The organism is Entomobacter blattae, assembly GCF_014672835.1.
GTDB lineage: Bacteria > Pseudomonadota > Alphaproteobacteria > Acetobacterales > Acetobacteraceae > Entomobacter > Entomobacter blattae.
In genome coordinates, this window is the sequence record NZ_CP060244.1 from 2483218 (window position 1) to 2506544 (window position 23327).

23 protein-coding genes are annotated in these 23327 nt (G+C 46.5%); 16 read left to right on the forward strand and 7 right to left on the reverse strand.

Annotation, left to right across the window (positions count from 1 at the left end):
- Positions 1-98 precede the first annotated feature (98 nt).
- Positions 99-2144 carry a phage tail tape measure protein gene (locus JGUZn3_RS11285; protein WP_203413608.1) on the forward strand — a complete coding sequence of 682 codons (2046 nt, stop codon included), beginning with the start codon at positions 99-101 and terminating at the stop codon, positions 2142-2144.
- Between the two features lie 6 nt (positions 2145-2150).
- Here JGUZn3_RS11285 and JGUZn3_RS11290 read toward each other — a convergent pair whose 3' ends face one another.
- Together JGUZn3_RS11290 and JGUZn3_RS11295 are read right to left on the reverse strand one after the other, a co-directional pair.
- A complete protein-coding gene (locus JGUZn3_RS11290; RefSeq protein WP_203413609.1) occupies positions 2151-2900 on the reverse strand; it encodes a hypothetical protein in 750 nt (249 codons plus the stop codon).
- A 50-nt stretch (positions 2901-2950) separates the two neighbouring features.
- A complete protein-coding gene (locus JGUZn3_RS11295) occupies positions 2951-4411 on the reverse strand; it encodes a pesticin C-terminus-like muramidase (RefSeq protein ID WP_203413610.1) in 1461 nt (486 codons plus the stop codon).
- A gap of 168 nt (positions 4412-4579) precedes the next feature.
- On the opposite strand from JGUZn3_RS11295, the gene JGUZn3_RS11300 reads away from it, so the two are divergent.
- Entirely contained in the window at positions 4580-5848 is a 1269-nt protein-coding gene (locus JGUZn3_RS11300) for a DNA circularization protein (protein WP_203413611.1), read from the forward strand.
- Between the two features lie 2 nt (positions 5849-5850).
- Here JGUZn3_RS11300 and JGUZn3_RS11305 read toward each other — a convergent pair whose 3' ends face one another.
- Complete coding sequence (locus JGUZn3_RS11305) at positions 5851-6267, reverse strand: helix-turn-helix domain-containing protein (protein WP_203413612.1); 417 nt, start codon at positions 6265-6267, stop codon at positions 5851-5853.
- The gene (locus JGUZn3_RS11310) at positions 6264-6518 is read right to left on the reverse strand and encodes a type II toxin-antitoxin system RelE family toxin (protein ID WP_203413613.1); all 255 of its coding nucleotides are present in this window, start codon (positions 6516-6518) and stop codon (positions 6264-6266) included. Before JGUZn3_RS11310 ends, JGUZn3_RS11305 begins: the two co-directional genes overlap by 4 nt.
- Positions 6519-6570: 52 nt before the next feature.
- Here JGUZn3_RS11310 and JGUZn3_RS11315 point away from each other — a divergent pair, with 52 nt between their 5' ends.
- The 14 genes from JGUZn3_RS11315 to JGUZn3_RS11380 all read left to right on the forward strand — a co-directional run bounded on the left by JGUZn3_RS11315 (position 6571) and on the right by JGUZn3_RS11380 (position 16709).
- Positions 6571-7788 (forward strand): phage baseplate assembly protein, encoded by a 1218-nt coding sequence (locus JGUZn3_RS11315; protein ID WP_203413614.1) that lies wholly within the window; start codon positions 6571-6573, stop codon positions 7786-7788.
- Positions 7788-8327: a phage baseplate assembly protein V gene (locus JGUZn3_RS11320; protein WP_203413615.1), complete on the forward strand. Its 540-nt coding sequence runs from the start codon at positions 7788-7790 to the stop codon at positions 8325-8327. The genes JGUZn3_RS11315 and JGUZn3_RS11320 overlap by 1 nt, the downstream gene beginning before the upstream one ends.
- On the forward strand, positions 8324-8815 hold the full coding sequence (locus JGUZn3_RS11325) for a phage GP46 family protein (protein WP_238996819.1): 492 nt from the start codon (positions 8324-8326) through the stop codon (positions 8813-8815). Before JGUZn3_RS11320 ends, JGUZn3_RS11325 begins: the two co-directional genes overlap by 4 nt.
- Positions 8815-9930 (forward strand): baseplate J/gp47 family protein, encoded by a 1116-nt coding sequence (locus tag JGUZn3_RS11330; RefSeq protein ID WP_203413616.1) that lies wholly within the window; start codon positions 8815-8817, stop codon positions 9928-9930. The genes JGUZn3_RS11325 and JGUZn3_RS11330 overlap by 1 nt, the downstream gene beginning before the upstream one ends.
- Positions 9927-10475, forward strand: coding sequence for a putative phage tail protein (locus JGUZn3_RS11335; protein WP_203413617.1), 549 nt, complete (start codon positions 9927-9929; stop codon positions 10473-10475). Before JGUZn3_RS11330 ends, JGUZn3_RS11335 begins: the two co-directional genes overlap by 4 nt.
- Positions 10476-10482: 7 nt before the next feature.
- Entirely contained in the window at positions 10483-11598 is a 1116-nt protein-coding gene (locus JGUZn3_RS11340; protein ID WP_203413618.1) for a hypothetical protein, read from the forward strand.
- Positions 11599-11687: 89 nt separating this feature from the next.
- Positions 11688-12650: a phage fiber-tail adaptor protein gene (locus tag JGUZn3_RS11345; RefSeq protein WP_203413619.1), complete on the forward strand. Its 963-nt coding sequence runs from the start codon at positions 11688-11690 to the stop codon at positions 12648-12650.
- A 16-nt stretch (positions 12651-12666) separates the two neighbouring features.
- Positions 12667-14415: a hypothetical protein gene (locus tag JGUZn3_RS11350; protein ID WP_203413358.1), complete on the forward strand. Its 1749-nt coding sequence runs from the start codon at positions 12667-12669 to the stop codon at positions 14413-14415.
- A gap of 214 nt (positions 14416-14629) precedes the next feature.
- Positions 14630-14851, forward strand: a complete 222-nt coding sequence (locus JGUZn3_RS11355; protein WP_203413357.1) for a hypothetical protein — start codon at positions 14630-14632, stop codon at positions 14849-14851.
- A 55-nt stretch (positions 14852-14906) separates the two neighbouring features.
- Positions 14907-15149 (forward strand): Blp family class II bacteriocin, encoded by a 243-nt coding sequence (locus tag JGUZn3_RS11360; RefSeq protein WP_203413356.1) that lies wholly within the window; start codon positions 14907-14909, stop codon positions 15147-15149.
- Between the two features lie 136 nt (positions 15150-15285).
- A complete protein-coding gene (locus JGUZn3_RS11365; protein WP_203413355.1) occupies positions 15286-15705 on the forward strand; it encodes a hypothetical protein in 420 nt (139 codons plus the stop codon).
- Positions 15706-15870 (forward strand): hypothetical protein, encoded by a 165-nt coding sequence (locus JGUZn3_RS11370; protein ID WP_203413354.1) that lies wholly within the window; start codon positions 15706-15708, stop codon positions 15868-15870.
- A gap of 145 nt (positions 15871-16015) precedes the next feature.
- Positions 16016-16444: a cell wall hydrolase gene (locus JGUZn3_RS11375; protein ID WP_203413620.1), complete on the forward strand. Its 429-nt coding sequence runs from the start codon at positions 16016-16018 to the stop codon at positions 16442-16444.
- Between the two features lie 4 nt (positions 16445-16448).
- Positions 16449-16709: a hypothetical protein gene (locus JGUZn3_RS11380; protein ID WP_203413621.1), complete on the forward strand. Its 261-nt coding sequence runs from the start codon at positions 16449-16451 to the stop codon at positions 16707-16709.
- Between the two features lie 226 nt (positions 16710-16935).
- Here JGUZn3_RS11380 and JGUZn3_RS11385 read toward each other — a convergent pair whose 3' ends face one another.
- From JGUZn3_RS11385 to mfd, 3 genes are all read right to left on the reverse strand, one after another.
- Positions 16936-17670 (reverse strand): HNH endonuclease, encoded by a 735-nt coding sequence (locus JGUZn3_RS11385; protein ID WP_238996820.1) that lies wholly within the window; start codon positions 17668-17670, stop codon positions 16936-16938.
- 242 nt (positions 17671-17912) lie between these two features.
- Positions 17913-18116, reverse strand: a complete 204-nt coding sequence (locus JGUZn3_RS11390; protein WP_203413622.1) for a hypothetical protein — start codon at positions 18114-18116, stop codon at positions 17913-17915.
- Positions 18117-19561: 1445 nt separating this feature from the next.
- On the reverse strand, positions 19562-23056 hold the full coding sequence (mfd, locus tag JGUZn3_RS11395) for a transcription-repair coupling factor (protein ID WP_203413623.1): 3495 nt from the start codon (positions 23054-23056) through the stop codon (positions 19562-19564).
- Positions 23057-23327: the final 271 nt, after the last annotated feature.

A 23327-nucleotide genomic window follows, 5' to 3' on the forward strand; every position in this document is an offset into this window, starting at 1 on the left:
CGACCTCAACACCCTTACGGGCCAACAAGTAATGGAAGCGGCCAATCAGGCCAACCGCATTGTAACAGACGAAAAACAGCAGGCAAAAAAGCAGCAATATGGCCAACACGAACGCCATTAACATTGCCATTATCGGCAAGGACATGATCAGTGCAACTATTGACCAGGTGCGCATGCGTATTACCCGTATGCCTGCTGTGGTTAATAATACGCGCCAGTCCCTCCTGCGTTTGTCAACAGCTTCTGGCTTGCCACAATTAGGTAATAGCCTCAGTGCCATTGCCCAAAAGGGGATGCGTGCGTTTCAGTCTATCGGGCAGATCATTCCTGTTCTCGGCGTTCTTACGGGCTCTGCCACGTTGGCAGGGATTTACCATCTTGTCTCTGCCTGGGGGGAGTTTGGCTCTAATCTTTCAACCACAGCCCAGAGTATGGGGCTTTCCGTCTCCAGCCTTCATGGGTTGGATAATGCAGCACGGCTTGCTGGTGTTTCTTCATCATCCCTTAATTCCGGCATACAAACCCTGGGCAAAGGCCTATGGGATGCAGTAGGGGGTAGAAACCCCCAGCTTGTAGCAGCCTTTCAAACCTTGGGCGTTTCTTTTCAAAAAGCCAATGGCACAGCTAGAAGTGCTGCTGAAATCATGCCCATTCTGGCAGACAGGATAAAATCCATCCGCAACCCCATAGCCCAGGCCGCAGTAGCAACAGAGTTTTTTGGCTCTGCAGGCCAAGAGATGCTGCCTTTCCTACGCCTCGGCTCCCAAGGCATGGCCCAATACACCAACATGGCCAGGCAATATGGGGTAATGAACGAGGCAGGGGCAAAAGCTGCCAACCAGCTAAGGATGGATCAAACCCGCCTAACCCTGGCTGTTGAGGGGTTTGGTAACTCTGTCTCCCAGGCGGTTGCTCCTGTTCTCTCCCCCCTTATTCGGCAAATGGCAGATTGGATAGCCGCTAACAGAACATGGATTGCCCAAAATATTGCCCAATATATCAGGAGTTTTGGCATCTGGCTTAAAAATATTGACTGGGCAGGTCTACGGCAAGGGGTAGAAAATGCCTATAACAAAATCCTTTCCTTTAGCTCGGCCATAGGCGGGGGAACCAGATTGTTGGAAATTCTGGGCGGCCTGCTGGCCTTGCGAATGATCAGCCCATTTTTTGGGTTTGCCGGTGCCGTATTACAAGCTTCAGCTGCTCTTTTTACACTGGGTGGTTCTGTTATCCGTCTGGGGGCTATGTTCCTACCCATGCTGGCTACCCCTGTGGGGCTGGCTGCAGCTGGTATTGGCCTGGCCATTGCCGGTATTACCTTTGCTGGCTACGAAATGTATAAGCACTGGGATGAGATTAAAGACTACTTCGTTGGATTATGGAAAAAAATCCGTGAATCGTTCCAAAAAGGTTGGGAATACATCTCCCCCATTGTTGATAAAATCAGGGATGCCGCCAATTTTGTAACCAACAGCACGCTTGGCCAGATGATAAGCTGGACAGGCCAGAAGATTGAAGGCGGCTGGAATTCTCTCTCCCAGGTCTGGAAAAACCCGGCTGGGCAGGCCCTTAATGGGGGTGATGAGCTGAACAGTTATGTCGCCAGAGCTGCCCAGGCCAATGGGCTTGATCCCAACATTATCAAAGCCCTGATCAGTGCTGAAAGTGGCGGCCATATGGTAGGAAATTCCCAGTCTTCTGCCTATGGCTATATGCAGCTGACCAGGGCTACTGCGCAGGATGAAGGGGTTAATGCCTATGATCCCATGCAGAATGTTCTGGGAGGCAGTAGCCATTTCCGCAAGGCGCTTCAGGCCGCTAATGGCGATTATGATGGCGCTGTGGGTGCCTATCATGATGGCCTTAATAGCTCTGGGCTGAAATGGTATCAAGCTCATCAGGGAGATGTTTCCCATTTCTCCCCCGATGCCCAGAAGGAAATCCAAATTGTTAAAGGTAATTACGCCGCTGAACGTGTAGCCTCCGGCCTTGGCCAAGGGCAGAATATGAACGCCAACCTTAATATTCACGTCAATACCCCTGCCGGCACCAAAGTCAAAGCTGAAGGGGGAAAAGGCCTTAAAGTGGCTGCCGTTACCCAGCACCGCTCCATGGATCCATCCCTTACTCCCCACGGCTTTTAAAATCGGTTAATAATTTGATGTTGGTGTGATAAAGAAATCCTTGTCCAGCTTTTCCCCTGAAACAACAAATTTTTCATAAAAGGGTGTATACTTCACGTGGTCTGCCTCTTTGATAAACTGCTTGAGTTCATCTGTCACATGATCAGGGTTAAGAAAAGCAAACAGATTGTAATAAAGCGTAAAACTATCAAAGTTATTTTTCGGTATCATGATATTGCCAGTTATGGTTGAGGCTACAACATTCCCTTTTTGATCAATATAAAGGGAAGATCCATAACAATTATGGTACTGACACCATGACATCATAGCGTATTTTCCGGTAATATTGATCTGAGCAGTATTTGTAGGCCAAGGGGGATAGGCTTCTCTTAGATAATGATAGTCCGCTTCCCAATATTTTTTAAGAGGAAAGGTTGTTATTTCCTGCTTTATTGTGTCAACACGAGCTGTAGCTGGATAATTCCAGTATGGCTGGATAAGTTTACGGGCACACCAGTAAAGGCGTTTAACTTCTGGTTTTGATGTATTTTCTACTAGCCTGTTCATATCATAGTTTGGAATTTTCTTGGCGAAGATATCGTTGGCAATAGAGGGGAATTGGCAGTGAGGGGTTTCATGCCTTACTGAAGGTGAAGCCTTCCTGCTTGCCTCTGCATGGGATTGTGAAGGTAATAGGATATAAACAGCCTGCAGGAGCAAAAACATGACAAGAGATTTTCTGTAGAAAGAGGAAATTTTCATTGAAAACACAATCATGCCCTTGCTCCTGCTTTTGATATTTTGTGAATATAAACAACTATGCCATTTTACCGCAGATAGCCTTGATCCCTATCCAACTGTATGAGGGATGCGTCATCAAAGGTTCTGGGGTTGCCTTGTGCTTTAGTAATATCATTAACGGCGGCTTTCCAGTTTCCATTGGTAAAATCATTCCAGACTCTCTGTCTTGCTGAATCTCCTGCACTCCCAAAATAAGGGCCCCATGGGTAGGCAAGGTCAATAATGGCTGTCCGTGTTTTGGCAGGAAGGTCATCAAAATTGAATTTTTGTGACGACTTGTCATAATTGTCCCTGACAATATTTGTCGTCTGTTCATACATTTTCTGGCCTATGAATTCAGATTCCTCACTTGTCAGGCCTATGGTTCCTGCATAGGCTCTTGCAGCATTGCCTGTAAGTCCATAATGACCGCCTCCCTTGCCCAGAAGATCGGGGTTGGCAGAGTTGATCTTGTTGAGTATGGAATTGGCTAGGTCATTATTTCCCATCATCTGTCTCAGTTCACTTTCAGTATGTCGGGATAAATCAACACCATAGGAAATAGTTAATCCGGAACTATTGGTTGGAACATATCCGTTTAACCGCTCATTAGGATTTCCTCCTTCCTTTTCATATGTAAAAAGAATGTTATTGCTTCCATGGGCTGCCCAGTTTTTTATATCCTGCAGGGTAGCTGTGCTGCCATTAGCCCAATCAATCTGAAGTTGATTGGCCCATTCGTCAATCCCATAGGGACGATGACCTGCCCATATATCATAAACAACAGCATGAACAATGGCATTATGTGTCTGGTCGTTATTGGCAATCCATCCTCTTACCTCGGGTTCGGTAGTTTGGTGATTAACAATCATGTTGGCTACGGTGTTAACCCATTGCTGTGTTCCTGCATCGTCAGAAGACCTCCCCTGGAATACCTGTATCGCCCATTCAACATCTTTTTTTGCCTCGTCTACTGTTGGGTCGACCCTATAAAGTATGGGCCCAACACGGCCGTTTGCATAGATAGTAGAACTTTCATCTGGCCCACTGAATGAGTAATAGGGGATTCCGCCGAGTGGTATGGGAAAGTCTGATAAAGTATTATTGGAAGGACCAGGTGCTGTAACGGTTATGTTTTCATTACTCCCAATACGAAGTTCTATATTGGTATTCAAGAGTTCAACTTTAACTTTGGAGTAAGCTTCCTCAAAAGGTTTTAAGGCCTTTAGGCTGTCAGCTGTTGTTTGGCCAGTTTGGTCTTCAAGGGTATGGCTTAGAATGTCTCCCATAAGATGGGAAAAGGCTTGATCGAGTATTCTGTCAATACTGACAAGCTGCTGAGCAGCCAAGGTCTTCAGGGTAGTGTTGCTGCTAAGGGAAGTTCCTTGTGAAAGGTAATCATTTGTAGCGGTAACTATACCTCCAAAGAGTTTCTGATTATCCTGAATGTATTTATCATCTTGTCCAAAGGTGGTAATAAGGTTTTGTAAAGATTCTGTGCTTTCCATAAACTGACTTTCTTTAATCATAAAATAAAAAACAGCAGACCTAAGTTAAGCAAAGACTATTGGAACTTACAATAATAATTATTAACTAAAGAAAACATTTAATTAAAAAACAGTTAAAAAAATAAGATCTTTCCTGATCATAACTTATTAAGTAAGCAATGATATAAAATGGCATTTTCAACTCTTTTAGGCCAATATCTACAAGGTAGCTTTAGGGGTGTCCCTTTTGCTGTTATGGGCAGTGGGGGTGAACAAGGTCGGCGCATTGCGCTTCATACCTACCCCAACCGCAACGAGGTCTGGCCAGAAGATTTAGGCCGAAAAGAACGGGTTTACCGTATTCGGGGGTTTGTCTGTGGCGATAACTGTTACGCCCAAAGAGACCTACTGACCATCGCTGCCGAACAGGAAGGCTACGGCCTGCTTGTGCACCCAACGCTTGGTTCCCTCTATGTTTCTGTTCTTCGCTACTCCTGGGAAGAACGGGATGGCCAGATGGGCGTTATCGACATCTCCTTTGAATTTGTGGAATATAAAAACCAGCTGGTTACCACGATACTGGACGATGCAGATGATTTATTGGGGGTTTCAGACTTACTGAATGAAACCTCAACCGATTTTTTTACCACCAACCTTTCTGATGTCATCACCTACTCTGCCCCCGTTCTCAGTGTGGTAGGGCTTATGGCTACCCAATGGGGGCAGGGGGCCATAAAATCGTTTGACTCTCCTGTTGCCATTTTCTCACTCAGTTATGGGCTTAATGGAAACTATGGGCGTTTTGTCTCTACAGGTGCCCAAAACACCGGCACGATACAGGACTCTCTAGCCGCCTTTTCAGCCAATAGAGAGGCACTTCAAAATACTATTTCCAGCCTTTCTTCTGCCTCCATAACCAACCTGCCCAAAACAGTTCAGACCATTCCAGAACATATCAGAACTGCCCTTTCTAACCCTGCTGTACAAATCAGTCAGATCCTGCCTTTAACCCAAATTGCCCCAGCCGATGCCAATACCACCTTGCTCAATACACAAACAGCCCAAAAGCTTACAGTAGCCCTGTGCCGCCAGGCAGCCCTGGCCTCACTTATCCGTTCAACAGTCAATTGGCAACCCACCTCATGGGATGAAGTCCAGGCTTTCCGGGCGCAGTTTAACACCTTATTTGATCAGGAAATTTTTGAAGCTGCAGACCAAGGTGCGGGCGATCTTTACCAAACCCTGAAAGCCAGCCGGAAAAGTGTATTAGAACAACTCGCTTCTAAAAGTGTTACCCTGGCTCACCTGCAAAATGTTTCCCGCCAAGTCCCTGTTAGTGCACTCCTTCTAGCCCAGGAACTTTATGGGAATGGGGCACGGGCTGCAGAACTGATTCGCAGGGCCAATCCTATCCATCCAGCCTTTATGCCCACCTCGTTTGAAGCCTTGGCCAACTAGTCCTATTCTTCTTCAATGAGTGCTTCTATAGGGACATCCAACGCCTTGGCCAGTTTTAACAACACCCTGACAGACCCTGTTTTAACGTGGGTTTCTATCTCGGCAATATAGGAAAGACTAATGCCAGACTGTTCTGCCAGTTTTTGTTGGGTCAACTTGCGCCGCTTACGCCATATGGCCAAAGGGTGAACCCCTTCATCCAACATCTGGTCAACCTCAGTTGCGGTATAAGTCAACATCTCACCATGGGGGCTTTGAAGGGCTGCCTTCTTTTCCATTTCATAAAGGAATGTCGCCCGTTCGTCTTCCATCTCTTCTATCAGACCCTGCATAAGACGAAGGTCGTCCTTGCTGATGGTGACTGTATCCTGCGTTTGGGCAAGGATTTTTGGAGAAATAGTATTAAGAGATGCACTCATTCATAAACCTCCTTGCGGTGAGCTACTCTATAAACAACCATTTTATTGTCCACAACTTCAAACAAAGCCCTCCAGTTCCCTTTCCGAACCCTGTAATGGCCGGCCATAGTTCCCGTCAAAGCCTTTACAAAGCCAGGGTTTTCTGGGTGCTTCTCTGCTACCAACAGCAAGGCTTTACGAAGAGCCTTACTATCATGGGCTGGTAGTGCCTTGAGGTCTTTTAACGCAGAAATTGTATATTCCAGTTCCATAGCCTATTTATCGCATATAGAGATAATTTAAACAAGCAGAAAATAACAAACCATGAATGAGTTTTCAGATATACCGCAAAAAACTGGGCACGAGGATGAGGTTTCCATCATCGTTAACGGTCAAATCCTCTCAGGCTGGACTGGCGTGAGTATCCGCACAGGTATTGAGCTGATGCCGGCCACGTTTGAACTGGAAACAACAGAATTCACTCCCAATACCACCCAAATTGCCATTAAAGGGGAGGATCCCTGCACTGTGTTGATTGGGCCTGACAAGGTTATATCGGGGTATGTTGTATCAGTAGATAAAAGCCTTTCATCCAGCAACCATTCTGTTCGGGTTACTGGGGCATCCAAATCGGTTGACCTTACAGAATGCTCCGCCATTTTTGATACCTATCAGGTCAATAACACAACGCCACTCCAATTAGCCCAAAAACTCTGTAAACCCTTTAACATTCAGGTTGAAACAGCAGGAGAAATCGGTGCGCTCAAAATCCCGCAATTCTCAGTTGTGCTAACCGAAACGCCTTACGAAATTATAGAGCGCGTTTGCCGTTACGCTGGCCTTCTGGCTTACGATCTCCCTAATGGGAATATTGTTCTTTCCAGAACCGGTAAAACGCAAGCCTCTGGTGGTTTTAGGGAAGGAAGCAATATTGAAACTGCCGGGTATGGCGAGGGCATTGCAGGGCGGTTTTCCTTTGTGCAGGCCATTCTTGTCGGTAATGACCTGCTCTTTTCTGCTCCTGGGCAGGGGGAAATAAAGCCCCAGGTTGACCATGTCTCTATTGGGGCCAAGGTTTTTGATGCTGGTGTGCCTCGCTACCGGCCTTTGCTGATCATGGCTGAACAGGGCGATTACCAATATAAAATCACCCAGCAGCGCGCCCAGTGGGAAATCAATCGCCGTATTGCCCGATCAAGTGCTGTACAAATTCGCTGTGACTCCTGGCGTGATGGCTCTGGAAAATTATGGGCTATTAATACCCTGGCTTCAGTGAACATCCCTACACTAAAATGCACACCAAAAAACGCCCTGCTTATTTCAGAAATTGTCTTTAGCAAAAGCGTAGATGAAGGCACGCATGCTGACATTACCCTTATGGATGCCAAAGCTTTTCTCCCCGAACCCATCAACCTTACGCCACTGGCCGCCGGTGTGGCCCAGGCTGTGAATGAAAATGCTAAAACCTCTCAAAATTCCCAACAGATGGACACGGATTTTGCCAATAATTTTGATGATGACGATGATGGAGGGTTTTTCTGATGTCCCTTGAAAAACGCCTGGCTAGACGGGTGAGCATGTCCACCTCACTCGGTCGCTTAAGTGCCGATATCAACCAGTCCAAATCAACGCCTACGGCACAAATGGTTTTAGGAGGAAGCGAGGTGCGTTCTGATATACCATTCCTTCAACATTACGGGTTTGCAAGCTTACCTTTGGCTGGAACAGACCTGCATATTTCATTCCAGAGTGGGGATAGAACCCACGGGGTAGTTACTGCCAGTAATGATCAACGCTATCGTCCACAAGCTCTAAAACCTGGTGAAAGCTGTCTTTATAATCATAATGGCAGTATGGTTCTTATCCAAAAAGATGGTACTATTTATATTAAACCCTCTAATGGCAAGGTTGTTATTGATGCCAAGGATATTACTATTACCGGTGACGTTACCCTTAAAGGCAAACTCTCTGTCAGTGAAGAAATCACTGGTAAAGAGGTAGAAGCGTCTGGGGTAAAACTAACCTCTCACCGCCACAGTAATGGCAATCAGGGCCAGCCCACGGGAGGCCCCCTCTCATGACGACAACTGCTATGATGAGGGATGTTAAAATTGTCTGGAACGACCAAACCCTGCATGGGGATTGGGTTTTAGATAATGGCGATCTGGCTTTGGATAATGCTCTACTGTCCGCTGTACTAGTCTCACTGTTTTCTGATGGCCTGGCCCCATTGGAACCCACAGCTTTAGATGCACAAGTGGGGCTTATAACCCCACAGGACAGGCGCGGCTGGTGGGGTGATGCTCTACGGAAAACCCCAATTGGTTCACGCCTGTGGCAGCTTAAACGGAGTATAAAAGCCAATCAGTCCAGTGTTTTACTAGAGGCTAAAGATCTTTGTTTTGATGCCCTTTCTTGGCTGGTTAATGAAGGTATCGTGGGCAAAATTGCCGTTGAAACCAGCTGGAAAAGTGCAACAACCCTGCTCATAAAAATTACCTTAACTCGGCCCAACAGTAATGCACCCGATCTATTTCAATTCCAGTACGCCTGGGAAGGGTTAGTCTAATGCCATTTTTGCGACCAACACTCAAACAGCTCGTTCAGCAAGGTGTGCAGGATATTACCTCAGCAGGAATAGAAGGGGTTGGAGCACTCCTCACCAACTCCGTTCTGGGTGTTATTAACACGGTTCTCTCTGGGATGAGTTGGTTACATTTCTCCTACCTAGATTGGATTGCCAAACAGGCCGTCCCCTGGACAGCCAGTGATGAATATTTGGCCGCCTGGGGTGCCATGAAAGGGGTCTACCTCAAACAGGCCAATAAAGCCGGGGGGCAGGTCATATTTATAGCTCGGGGCAATACAACGCTCCCTACCGGCACACTCATTAGTCGTCCAGATGGCCTGCTTTATATCACCACACAGGATGCCGTAAGAAACGGTGATACCCTTCAAGCCCCTGTTACGGCGGTAAATGGGGGGGCAGCAGGCAATTATGCCTTGGGTGCTTCTGTTAGCCTGGCTAGCCCTGTTATAGGTATAGAAAGCACGGGTAGTGTCACTCAAGCTATAACTGGCGGGTCTGATACTGAAACACAGGAGCAATTCCGCACCCGTGTGCTGGATGTGTTTCGCGCAACCGGCAGTAATGGGCGCGAGCAGGACTATATTAACTGGGCATTGGCTGTCTCAGGGGTAACACGCGCCTGGGTTGCCAGAAACGGTTTTGGGCCCGGCACTGTCGTGCTCTATATTATGCTCGATAATGCCAATGCAGATTTGAACGGTTTCCCTATAGGGCGCAACGGTTCTGCCAGTCTGGAGACACGCTATCAACAGGCCACAGGCGACCAGCTCAGAGTCGCTAATGCAATATGGGACGAACAACCCGTTACAGCCCTTGTCATTGTCTGCGCCCCCCAACCGCTCACAGTAAATTTTACTATATCTGATACAGGGACCGCCAATTCAGAGGAAAACCGTAAAGCTGTTTATAACGCTCTACAGGCCATGTTTTTACGCCTTTCCTCACCAGGTGGCACACTTTACCCTAGCGACTGGAACGAGGCCATCTCAACAGTCACAGCACTACCTCATTTTACGGTCACTGCCCCTTCAACTTCCATCATCGCCTCAACAGGTACAATGCCAGTTCTCGGCACGGTAACACTCCAATCATGATATTTAACAATGAGAATTTTACCAAAGCCTTGTTGGATTTGTTCCCCAAAGGGCCGATATGGAACCGCTTGCCCGATGGGCCAATGGCGTTTCTGTGTAAAATATGGGCCCAGCCTTTTGCCAGGAATGCCGCACGGGCTGAAGTTTTGTTGACAGATGTCTTCCCCGGCACCTCTTCTGAAACATTACCTGAATGGGAGAAAACGGTTGGGTTGCCTGATCCAAATTTGCCAGCTTTGGATCCATCCCTTGAAGGCAGACGGACAAGTGTTGTAAACCGCCTGACGGATACGGGCCAGAGTGACCAGGATTATTACATCTCAATCGCCAAAAGCTATGGTTACCCCATTACCATAACATTTTTTTCACCTCTTGTCTTTGGCCAAACTTTTGGCCTGGCTTTTAGGGGGGAGGTTTGGGCCCATGTCTGGCAGGTGAACGCGCCAGAAGCCTCCTCTTCTGTTCCGGGCGGCAAAGCACAATTAGAACAGATTTTACGAGCCCTTGCACCGCCTCATACCATCGTCATATTCAACTACATATAGGCCTGTCATGGAATTATTGATTTCTGCAAATTCTGTTCCTCTGGAAAGGGCTGATAAGGCGCCTATTGGGGGGATACCGCAATACGCCACTTCCGGGGATCCCATTTTGAATATTGCCCCAACGGTTATTCCCGCCTGGCACTATAACATGCTAACCGCAGAAGTGTATTATGTTATTAAGCAGGCCGGCCTTGTACCTGACCGGAACGACTGGACACAGCTGGATCAGGCCCTGGCTAAAAAATATGCCACTTTGGAATATATTAACGAACAGAACAAAAACGCCGTCACCTCAACGGGTTTTGCCAGTGTGGATCTGGAAACAGGCTACGGTGGGGCCGTTTTTAAAACGCGTGACGGGGGAAAGTCTTATGCGTTTCCCCAAAGTGCGCTGCCAAGCCCTACCCAGTTGGGTATCAACGCTCTTGCCTTTAATATAGCCGCCCAACAGCTGGTGGTTGCTGATACCAACAACAATTTCCACTACTATTATTCCACAAACCAAATTGACGACCTGCTCAACAAAAAAGCAGACCTCTCATTTCTGAACAGGAATTTTGTTAGCGGACAGAATACGGGGGTCAATGTGAGTATTACCCGTATTGAACTGGCGGGTTCCACTAACGGGGGTGATGACACAGCTAGTGCCTATATCAACGTTTCAACAGATACTGGTAAACTTGTATCTGTTCCAACCAATGCTAATGTGGCTCGCCAAATTACCGACTATGCCCAGCCTAAAGGGGATTACCAGCCCGCCGGAAATTACCAACCCAAAGGTAATTATGTTACCCAGGAACAATATAAAGAAGATTTTGATAGTGGCGATACCAGGGTTGCCACGTTTGCCTACGGGCATGAGATAATGTTTTTTAAAACCAACGCCGTCAAGGAAGGGGAAAGGATAACATTTCCCAGGGCGTTTGCTGTTGGCACCACTCCGGTTGTCGTTATTACCCCTGTGCAGGGCAGTGACGAGCGTAAAATCTGGTCCAGTGTTTATAATATCACCAATGATGGGTTTAATATTTCTGGCCAGTTTTTAAGCCACGGCAACATTCACCCTATTGATGATGGGGATTTTCAGGCTGTGTTTAACGTTATGGCAGCCGGGGTCAAATAATAAAACCTTAAAAATTCCCTGTGGTCTTCTCCTTTATCATATCCTCTCCGGAGAGGATTTTTATATCTATTTTTCTGGAAAGTTGGATCATGCCCACTCCATTCAATCTGCCTATTGATGTGTACCAAAATCCATCATCGCAAGCCTGTACGCCACATACACCTGGTCCATTTCCACCAGACCATAATTGCAACATTCCCAATCGTCCCCCTTTTCCACCGCCCTGTGTTCCAGACGATGTAGCACCTGGCAATTGGTTTGTTGTTCCACCAGGCCCTCTTGCTTTTGACTCCATGGTATTAGGCAATAAGGGGCCGGGGGAGAGCAGGCGGTATTGGATCGACTTTCATAACCAGCTTGCCAGAGACGATGAGCTTACAGCCATCAGTGCAGAAGCTGGTGATCCTAAATTGGTGCTCTCGGAGTTTGTGGCTGATCCTGAAAACAGGGGCGCATTTTACGTTACTATTTCCGGCGGCACGCTGAATATGCGCTCTGGTATCCGTTTCCGGCTCATTTTGGATACCGGTGAGGTGCGTGAGGTCGTGCTGCAAAGCCTGGTGATGGATCAGGGGCTGATCAGTGGGCCCAATTGTCCGCCTGTATCATTGGGGCGTGGGATACGGGGAACGCAGATCTGGATAGCAGACAAAGACCCCGATGCTTCCTACGTTCCCCCTAACGGGTTTGCGCCCCTGGTCTACGACCTGGTGATTAACGAGACCACGAACGGGTTGTGGCAGTATCAACCCGTTACTCCAGGCAGCCGTAGTAACGCATGGAAATTTATTATCGTATTGGGCGGCCCACGTGGTGAGCCTGGTAAATCGGCCTATCAGAGCTGGCTTGATACTGGCCATACGGGGAGCGAGGACGAGTTTGTAGCCTCTCTCAAGGGGGAGAAGGGCGATTCGTTGAATAGTGCTCTATTCAAGCAGATGTTTGAGGATTTTATGGCAGAGCTACCCCTTACTGACCCGGGAGATGGTGTTTCCCTGTGGAACAACGGGAATATTCCAACAATAAGCGTGGCTAAGGAAGAAAATTTTTGAGGTTAGGAAGAGTGGCGTGAAACAGAATTACATTATAGCAGCCTTGGCTGCTTTTTTTATGTCTACGGCCTATGGAAAGTCGCCGGCCCCATTTGTTCCCCCTGGCGGTTTTGTCTCTGGAGAGATGACTGTTCAGAACGGGGCGGGGGAAAGCATTATTAAAATGACCAATGGTGCACCTGATGAGCTGGCAGGCCTCGACCTTTCATTTATTGGCGGGTTTAAAGACAGTGCAGGCAACAAACTCTCGCGAGGGCTTTATGTCTCATCTCAGCCCTATGGGGCGTTTGGCGCAGGGTGCGGCTTATGCCTGATTATGACCGCAGACGGTATCACCGAGGCCGGGGGCAGGCCTGCCATATCAGGGGTGGATTACCGCAACGGGGCGGCCTCTGTGGTGAACTCTATTAACTTTGACCAGGTCGGGTTTTACGAGTTTGCCGATAATACCACGGCCAGAATGGTTCTGGATGTGAGCGCCTATACAGCAGACGGTGTCACCCTCAAAACCCCTATGACAACCGCCCAAATGGCCCAACTCCACCCCAATATGTATATTCAAACCAACTCCATTGACTCGTCCCTCCCTGAAACAGGCACAGCTCAGGGGCTGTTGCCAACCCTGCGCAGTTATTTCGGGTTTATCAAATCGTGGGATGCTACCCATATTTACGTTACAGGATGGGCCGTTCCCGGTATTGGCTCAACGGCTGCAGGGCAGGTGCCCTCAACCAGCTATGACAGCTGGTATTCTGATTATAAAAGGCCAGTGGTTTTTGTTGGTGCGCCCAACAAGACCTTTGGGCGTAACCTGTTCCTCGCCTATGATGGGGCCAAGGCGGGATCACTGGCGATCTCGACCATTCACCAGCTTGAGGGAGAAGAGCTGGACATGTTTATCAAGCATGAAGTGCGTCCCCATAGTGTGTCCCTGCACGGTCTGACTATTACGCCCCTGTTTGAAAACCATAATCCGGAGGTGCTCACCACAGACAGCTACGACTTGCAGCTGGCGGGCGATATTGCGGATCACCTCGTTATCAACGAGGCGGCCAAAAATAATGTCATTCGTGCCAATTCCTTTTACGTCCACGGGAACGAGGGGGTTGGCCTGGCCCAGAACGGGGCCATACAAAAACGTATTGGCCTCGAATATTCAGCATGGAGCGATAGCGGGCATAATTTTCGTCTGGCCAGTTATCTCTCCAAGGATGGAACCACCACTGCCTGGCAGGATACGAGCCTGCATTTGGGTCTATTGATTGATGGGGTTCAGGGCCAGTTTACCGGATCAAGCCCTGAGGGAGACATTGTCTGGAATGGGCAGGGTAATACAGGCGGGTTAGCCCTCTGTGGTGGGTCTGGCCAATGCGGTGTGATCCAGCACTATGATGGCAGTGTTACCCTCGGCTCTGCCATTGTTAACGGCTCGTTCTCGTTTATGCCTGACTCAGGTGATAGCCAGGGCCACCCCTATATCCAGGCAGAAAGTGCGAACACGGTTAAATTCGCTACGTCATCCGGTGCTGGGGTGCTCGTCAAAACGGCCCAGCTGGATACAACGGGTGATATTAACGTTGGCAACAATCTGGTTTTGTCACCAACGCCCTATAACAATCTGGGCTCGGCAAATCGTCCAGGCACACAACGTTACTGCTCAGATTGCTATTCCACCCTAAACGCAGATCACACGCCAGGTATCCCCGTCTGGGCCAATGGAACACTCTGGACAGATGCGCTCGGCAATGAGGCCGGGCACCCGTAACGCATACAACCGCACTTTAATCAGCAGCTGAATTGAGGGTGGAGAGAAAGCTTACAGGTTTGAGATTAAAAACGGGAGAATATTAATAAAGTGTTACTATAACACATAAAAAATGAAATTATATATTTCAATCTTTTCTATATTAAAATATAATCCAATAAGATATACCTAAATACAGAAAAGATGATATAACATCGTTTCAAGGAGAATTATTATGAGAGAGCTTTTACAAACCGAAGTTATTCTTGTTTCTGGGGGAAAACGTAGTGTTGGCGGTTATCTAAAAGATTTAGGTATTGGTGTGGCTGGGTCCGCAGCTACCTTTGGGCTTGCTGGGGCAGTTGGTGGACCAGCTGCGGCTGCTGGTGGTGCATTTGTTGGTGCGCATTTTGGCGCAATTGGCGCCAGCATCAAATGGATTATAAAGGGCGACTGAGGTTTGCCTTACTTTGTTTTTATTTATAATTCGTAACTCTAGGGAGTATTAAATAATGTCATTATCATCCATGAGAGAATTATCTACTGAAGAGCTTTTTTTTGTTTCAGGGAGGAAAAATTTTTCTTGGCAAACCATCGTAGGTGGTGCAGTTGGGGGCGCCATTACAGGGGCCGGTAAGGGAGCTTACTCTGGCTTGGTTGGTGGTCCAGGTACCATTGCCGGCGGCGCTATTGGTGGTGCACTTATTGGCGGCGTTTTAGGTGCTGCAGGCGCTGCTTGGAAATATTATCATTAGTTTTGAGTATAAATTTTTTACGTTTAGTAAGGCACCTATTCAGGTGCCTTATTTATTGAAGATTTTTCCGTGAAGACACCACAAAAAACAGCCCCTACACAGGGGCTTTTTTATTAGGGGAAAGAAAATATTCACCTTGATTGATAGTTGCAGGGCATGGCTAATTGGCTACCGTCATAACCTGTTTAGTAAAGACCACTGGTTTGCAGAATTATGGGGTGGTTCTGTTTTGATGATCTTTCCTATCCTGGCCCATTACGGCCCCTCGAAACCAGAGGCTGAATGGCCGCCCGATTTGGGCTTTACCCATGTCCTGCCTGACCATATGTGGCAAACCTTAATGCTCATTGTTGGCTTGTTGCAGATTATTTCCCTGGGCACAAAAAGCCTGTTATTTCGGGGAACATGTGCGTTTATTGCCGGCTGGCTCGCCTGCTGGGCAACGCTGAACATCTATATCTATGGGGCTGGTGTACATCCTGGTATTGCATTAGGGACGGGTTGGGTTGGGATTAATATGTTTGCGGTTTCTCGTTGTGTTGCGGGGTTACGATGAATGGAACTGGAATTGTCTTGGTTGGAAGCCCATCATCCCATCATCGTCATGCTGATTGCCCTCGGCCCCGTGGTTATGGCCACCCTTCACGGTGCTATCCGATTGTATTTCGACTACAAGCGCCAGAAGCTGGATTACGAGCGGGAGAGGGAGAAGAAGGAGTAGTGGGTTTTGACGATCGTATTGTCCTTAAAATGTTCCACAAGCAGATTTGTTGTACACAATGTTCAACAAAATTTCCTCATAAAATAAGCCAGAAACTTAGTAACAACCAGCCCTCTCCGGAGGGCTTTTTTATTGGAGATTTTCCATGAAAACACCGCAGAAAACAGCCCTTGATCAGGTGATTGATATTGTTGCCCGCACCCTTTGGGGTGAAGCCAGGGGGGAAGGCATTAAAGGGATGCAGGCCGTAGCCAACGTCATTGGTAACAGGGTAAAAACCCCAGGCTGGTGGGGGAATGACTATACCAGCGTCTGCCTCAAGAAAAGCCAGTTCTCCTGCTGGAACGCAGACGACCCCAACAGGGATAAACTGCTTAAAGTTACAGCCGAAGACACAGCTTTTACCCGTGCATTAACACTGGCTGCCCTTCTAGTGAAAAACAACCTGCCGGACCTCACCAAAGGGGCTACCCATTATTTTGAAAAACACATCGCTCCACCCAAATGGGCTGATCCTGCAAAAAAAACCATAACCATTGGCAATCACATATTCTATAAACTGGAAGGAAAGTAATCTCGTGAAACCCTCTAAAACTGCAACGACCTATCTGGTTGCCATCATGGCTGCTCTGGTAAGTGGTGATATGAACCTCATTCCTGCGGATATTTCACTCTATGCAGCTCTGGTTGTCATGGTATGTAACTTCATAGCAAGCCATACCAAACCACCCAAAGAAGGCTCATGGCTCGTGTGGCCATACCAGATCATCAACTGGCTGGCCGGCAATTTTGGCTGGGCCCAGAACAGGGTGGAAAGTAGTACAACCAGCAGTAAATAAATAATCAATAGTAACTAACTGTACAGCTGCCACGAAACCTCCCGTGGCGGCTTTTTTGTTTTTATCAATCAAAAAAATAAGAGGGTAAAAAATGGGGTAAATATAGGGAGTATTACTATCGATTTATTATATTTCAATGAGTCATTTATTATATATGATGGAACCCCCTAGGTAGAAATATTTTGCTCAGTTTTAGCTGTTTTATAAGTTAGTAATCTATGTCAATCTATGCTCTATAGAAAATGTTACGATGTAGAACAAGATAGTTTTTTTGCTGTTGAGTAAAGTTGGGTTTAGTTACTTTACCTTGTGAGAGACCCAGTGTTAAGTAAGGGTCTTTTCCCAGAGTTTGGGAAAAGATCATTGTTCCATCGTCTTCGAATGACATAAGGTATTTGTCAAAAGCAGCATCAAGGTTAGCAATTAATAGTAATCCATTATTAGGATCTAACCTTTCTTCATTATTAGAATCTTTCCATGGCTTGATGTGAGAAGCCCGAAGTAATTGTGGAATTTTTATTTCTGTGACAGCACATGCATTATTCCAATGTTCAAGAAGCTGATTGCGAAATTCACCTTGACCAATACGAGCTTGAATTTGAGCTTTTCTCTCAGTGTCTTTTATTGTTTGGTTATCGTTGATATTTTGCAGATCAACAAATAGATCATTCTTAAGCTGGTTCTGTTCTGATGCAGACAGGTTCCATTCTAATAGCTCCCAAAACGTATCATCCTTTCCTTCAATGGGCTTGGTGCGGCGAAATAAATATTTATTACGTTCAAGAAATGCTTTGGATTCTGGACAGAATTCTTGTAGTCGGGCTTCAATGGTACGTATAGGTGTTTTACCAAGACTCTCTTCTGGAAAGGTAATTTTAATTTCATCGTATATCTCTGAAACTCTAGCTGGCCGCTTTAATTTATTTAAAGCATCCAAGATCATTTGTAGTTTAAGGGGCAATTAAATTCTCCAAATATTTATAATAATAATTACGATAGTTTATATTGTTTTTTCAAATTGATTTTAAAATTAACTATATATTTTACAAATTTTGGCAAGGCAACCCACAAACGAATATTCCCCACTTTGCCGCAGCTATTGCGGCCTGAAAGGATAACTCAAATGAAACCATCTAAAACCGCCACCACGTATTTAGTTGCTATCATACCCGCTTTGGTGAGTGGTGATATGAACCTCATTCTTCACTCTATGCAGCTCTGGTTGTCATGGTGTGTAACTTCATAGCAAGCTATACCAAACCACCCAAAGAAGGCTCCTGGCTCGTATGGCCATACCAGATCATCAACTGGCTGGCCGGCAATTTTGGCTGGGCCCAGAACAGGGTGGAAAGTATTACAACCAGCAGTAAATAAATAATCAATAGCAACTAACTGTACAGCTGCCACGAAACCTCCCGTGGCAGCTTTTTTGTTTTTATCAATCAAAAAAATAAGGGGGTAAAAAATGGGGTAAATATAGAGAGTATTACTATCGATTTATTATATTTCAATGAGTTATATATTAAATATGACAGACACCCCATCCGCCAAATCACTGATGCAGATCGTTTCAAACAATAATAAACCCCCTAAAATACGCCAGTTTTACCGAATGTCCTGTTTCAAGTTATTGAAAATAATAGCACGGAAAAGCGGGTAAAATTTTTACTCAGATGGGTAAAACGAGTGCTAGCTCTTGTTAAACGATTGAAAAACCATATCTGCTAAAGCAAAGAATAAGACCTATAGGCTTAGAGAGGCTGTAGACCTGTTTTTACAAGCTTTTCCCACAGACCTAAACATGATATTGGCGCTATAAAATTAGCGGCAAGCAAAATATTTGTGCTATTAGTCGTTACCCTTCTATTGGTTTATAAGTTTGTGTTTCATGTTATTAGAAACAATGATCAATCCCCAACATGCGGGCATCTTACCCAAGATTCTGTTTTATGCCTTGTGGTCAATAACCGATAATGACAGGAAAAATGGAGGGAAAGTGTTACCCAGATGGAGAAAATGGGGCAAGCCCTTGCTCAACCTAGCCCTTGTATAACAACGAAAAAATTAACTCTGACCACGCAGAAATAATATCTCTAGACAATATCTCTAGATTGAGAAGACCTTTCACTTGTTATTTTGTCTAGCTGCTGTGAAAGATTTTCTCTGATGCGCCCAAAACAGGGGAATCACCCTCGTAATGGGTAAAGGCAGCATCACTACTGGGAAGGGCTGCAAAAAATCTCTACCATTGGTGCGCTTTTACCGTTAAAGCTGCAAGATACCCGCCGGTACAAATATTAACCGGTACAAATATTAAAATGAAGTACTTTTAAAAATATCCACTGATGTGAACCATTATTTCGTTATTATGGGATGCTTTATCAATGATTTGTTGCCCTATCGGGCGTTGACTTGATCAATAAAATGATACACCGATTGAGTTGTACCCCCCAATAACCGCCAGACCCCATTGATAAGCTGGTACCCTTTATACAACACAAAATCCACACCTGTGTTTAAGCCATTATACGCTGTACCAATAATGTAATGGCCGCTGCTGAATCTCCCAGGCCATCTGCAACATCTTGCACCCTATTGAATAAATTAGATGTTGTAATAAGCGTATTCCCAACACTCTGAGGTAAGAATGCCAAGGGCTGCCATACGCCAGCCCCACCCGATACGATCAATAACTCAGTTTCGTTTAATTCTTTTAACTTCCTCTATGAATCCCTCAGTTTATGAATAAAGTTTCAATTGGATACGATCCCATTTATTACTAAATAGTCACTCATTATTCCCCAAAACGAGGATAAAAAACAAAGATTTCGTAACAATTTTTTAAGAAGAAATTAATTTTTCTGCGCTCCAATTTTTTCTAATATTTTTAACAGTTTTCTGGCCTGCTCTATACGCTCGGCGAAGACAATTTCACGCGAGTAGGCCAGTTTTTGATCAGGGCGTAGCCGAATAACCCCGCTTTTATTTTTGGCAATCCAAGCCAGTAATCCTTCCAGGTTGGAAAAATCGTTCTGGTGAAACTGCACCACAATGCCCTTAGGACCAGCCTCAAGTTTTTCAACGCCCGAAAGGCGGCATAAACGCTTTAGCTCAACAATCTGAAGTAGGTTTTCAGTTTCTGAAGGGATATCGCCAAAGCGATCCAGCAATTCTGCCCGCATAGCCTCAATATCAGCATCTTCATGTAATGCCCCAATCCGTCGATAAAGGCCAAGCCTTACGGGTAAATCTTTTACATAGGTTTCAGGAATTAAGACAGGTAGTCCTAAATTAATATTAGGAGTCCACTCTCGCTGATCTTGCCGAGACTCAGAAGATGACTTCAACTCAGAGACCGCATCTTCCAGCATTTGCTGATAAAGCTCTATCCCTACTTCACGGATATGGCCAGACTGTTCATCACCTAAAAGGTTTCCAGCCCCTCGCATGTCTAGATCATGAGAGGCGAGCGTAAAGCCTGCTCCAAGGGAATCAAGTGTTTGCATAATTTCAAGGCGTTTTTCAGATGCTGCTGAAAGCCGCTGGCCCGCAGGCCAGGTTAAATAGGCATAACCCCGCAGCTTGCCCCGTCCGACCCGGCCACGAAGCTGATAAAGCTGCCCTAATCCAAAAAGGTCTGCCCGATAGACCACCAAAGTATTAACAGAAGGCATATCCAACCCACTTTCAACAATATTGGTAGAAAGCAATATGTCGTATTTGCCATCGCTAAACTCCGTCATCACTTGCTCTAAATCCACTGGAGATAGACGACCATGAGCCTGGACAATTCGGGCATCAGGTTGAATAGTGTGCAATTTTTTAGCGATAGGCTCCATATCATCAATGCGAGGTACCACGCAAAAAACCTGCCCACCCCGTAACCTTTCACGCTGAAGGGCCTCACTAATAATCATACTATCAAAGGGCATAATAAAGGTTCTTACAGCAAGCCTATCGGTGGGTGGGGTAGCAATAAGGCTCATTTCCCGCACCCCGGTAAGAGCAAGCTGTAAGGTACGGGGCAATGGGGTGGCAGAAAGCGTTAACACATGCACGTTTTCACATAAAGCCTTGAGTTTTTCCTTATGAGTAACCCCGAAATGCTGCTCTTCATCAATAATCAACAGCTCCAGGGCTGAAAATTTTACTGACTTAGCCAAAAGCGCATGGGTACCAATAACAATATTAATATTACCCTCTGCCAGCTCCTTACGAACCTGGCTAGCTTCCTTAGCCGTAACCAAGCGAGAAAGCTGGGCAATTTTTATAGGGAAACCCGCAAAACGCGCCTGAAATGTACGGTAATGCTGGCGAGAAAGCAAGGTTGTGGGAACCACAACGGCAACCTGAGCCCCTGTCATGGCGACGACAAAAGCAGCCCTTAAGGCAACCTCGGTCTTTCCAAAACCAACATCTCCACAGATAAGCCGGTCCATAGGGCGGCCTTGCGATAAATCCAGAATGACATCGGCAATAGCCCTTTGCTGATCATCAGTTTCGACAAAGGGAAAACGAGCACAAAACTCATCCCACATCCCTTCAGGTGGTTGGACAACTGGCGCTTCATGCGTAGCCCTTAAGGCTGCAGTCTGGATAAGTTCTGCCGCCATATCGCGGATACGCTGTTTCATTTTAGCCTTGCGGCCTTGCCAGGATGAACTTCCCAATCGGTCCAGTGCCACACCGGATTGTTCAGAGCCAAACCGGCTTAGGAGCTCAATATTTTCCACTGGCAGAAACAGCTTTTCTTCCCCTTCATACATAAGGCATAAGCAATCATGAGGTGCGCTCCCTACCTCTATGGTGCGCAAGCCTTCATAACGGCCTATTCCGTAATCCTGATGGACAACAAGGTCTCCTTCAGAGATTTCAGAAGCCTGGGCAATAAAATCACTGTTTTTTCTCTGGCGTTGACGTGGGCGAATCACGCGCTCACCCAGCAAATCCTGCTCGGAGACAAAAACGTAGGGACACCCTTTTTTATCCCCTATAAAACCACGCTCAAGCCCCACTGTGATGAGGCCCACGGCGTCATCTGGGCCTTGTTTGGCTTCCTGCCAATTTTCATATTGCGCTCTGGAAATTTTGTGCTCACGAAGAAGGGCTGCAATACGCTCTCTGGAGCCCCGGCTCCAGGCTGTTACAAAAACCCGCTTGCCAGCCTTTTGCCATTGCTCTACCTGCTGGGCAAACACCCCAAACGGACCAGCCGTTTTTTCAGAAGATCGTGCCGCTGAAGGCTGGGCAAAAACCATTCCCTGCCGGCCTCCTGCTTCAACCCCTATAACCCCCTCAGGCTGGGCAAAGGGGCTAAACATCACAACAGCATGACGTGCCAGATTAGCTTCCCATCCTTCCCGATCAAGATAGAGAAGATGAGAGGGTAAGGCCCTATAAGGCAACTCTCCCAAAGCTGGGGGCATACGCCTTGCCTGGTAATGGTCCTCTATCATTTCAAGGCGAAGGTTCAAAACCTCTTCCACCTGATGATCAAAACTAATTGCTGAATGCGCAACATAGTCAAAAAGAGTGCCCATCTGCTCATGAAATAAAGGCAGATAATGCTCCATTCCCAAATGGGTATATCCTTCTGAAATATGTTTATAGAGAGGGTCTTCTGTGGCCAGTGGGCCAAATTGATCTCGCCAACGGCTCCGAAACCGTGAAATAGACTCTTTATCTAAGGAAAGCTCAGAAACCGGATGAAGGGCAAAACTCTCCACCTGTGCTACAGAACGCTGGCTAACAGGGTCGAAACTTCTTAAACTTTCAATCTCATCGCCAAAAAGGTCTATCCTTACGGGATCACCTGCTGAAGCGGGGAAAAGATCGAATATATTTCCTCTAGCGGCAAATTCTCCTGGCTCCATCACCGTATCAACCCGCCGATACCCATTAGCAATTAATAACTCGGTCAGAAAAGCCTGATCCAGGCTCTCCCCCTTCGTAAGGGTAATGCCTTGCCCTTCGTAAAAAGAACGGTGAGGCACCCTTTGCACCAAGGCATTCACGGTGGTTAGCACTATCCTTGGTTGTGTTGCCCCTTCAAGGAGTCGGCATAATGTCGCTGCACGTTCTGCCATAACCGAAGCATTGGGCGAAATACGATCATAGGGGAGGCAATCCCAAGGGGGGAAAAGCAATATTTCTACTTCTGGAGCAAAATATTCCAGCCGGTTGGCCAGTTGCATCATACGGGTTTCATCACGCAAAACATGCATAATCAGGCCATGGGGGCCTAAATGACCGGCCTGATGCTTGAATTCCTCCAGGCGCTGTATCAAAAGCAGGGCATCATATCCATCTGGTACCCCCCATACTGTTGCGTAAGTGCCTGTAGCCATTCGTTTTCCTTCTTTTGCCGTTCTTTCTTCCTCAGAAAACCCGCTATTAATTTCGGATTCTGTTTTGTGCCTACTTTAAAAACAGTCTCAACCCAACACATTTATTTGGAAAATGTGAAAGAGGTCTTATGTCTCTTTATACCTGTCTTGCTTTTTTGCCTATACCTCTTTCGGGTCACCCTTGATGAATTCAGACTTGCATTTTTAACCATAAACACACCATAACCCAAAAGCCTCTCTACACCTTTGCAAGCAGCCCCTCTTTTCCGCC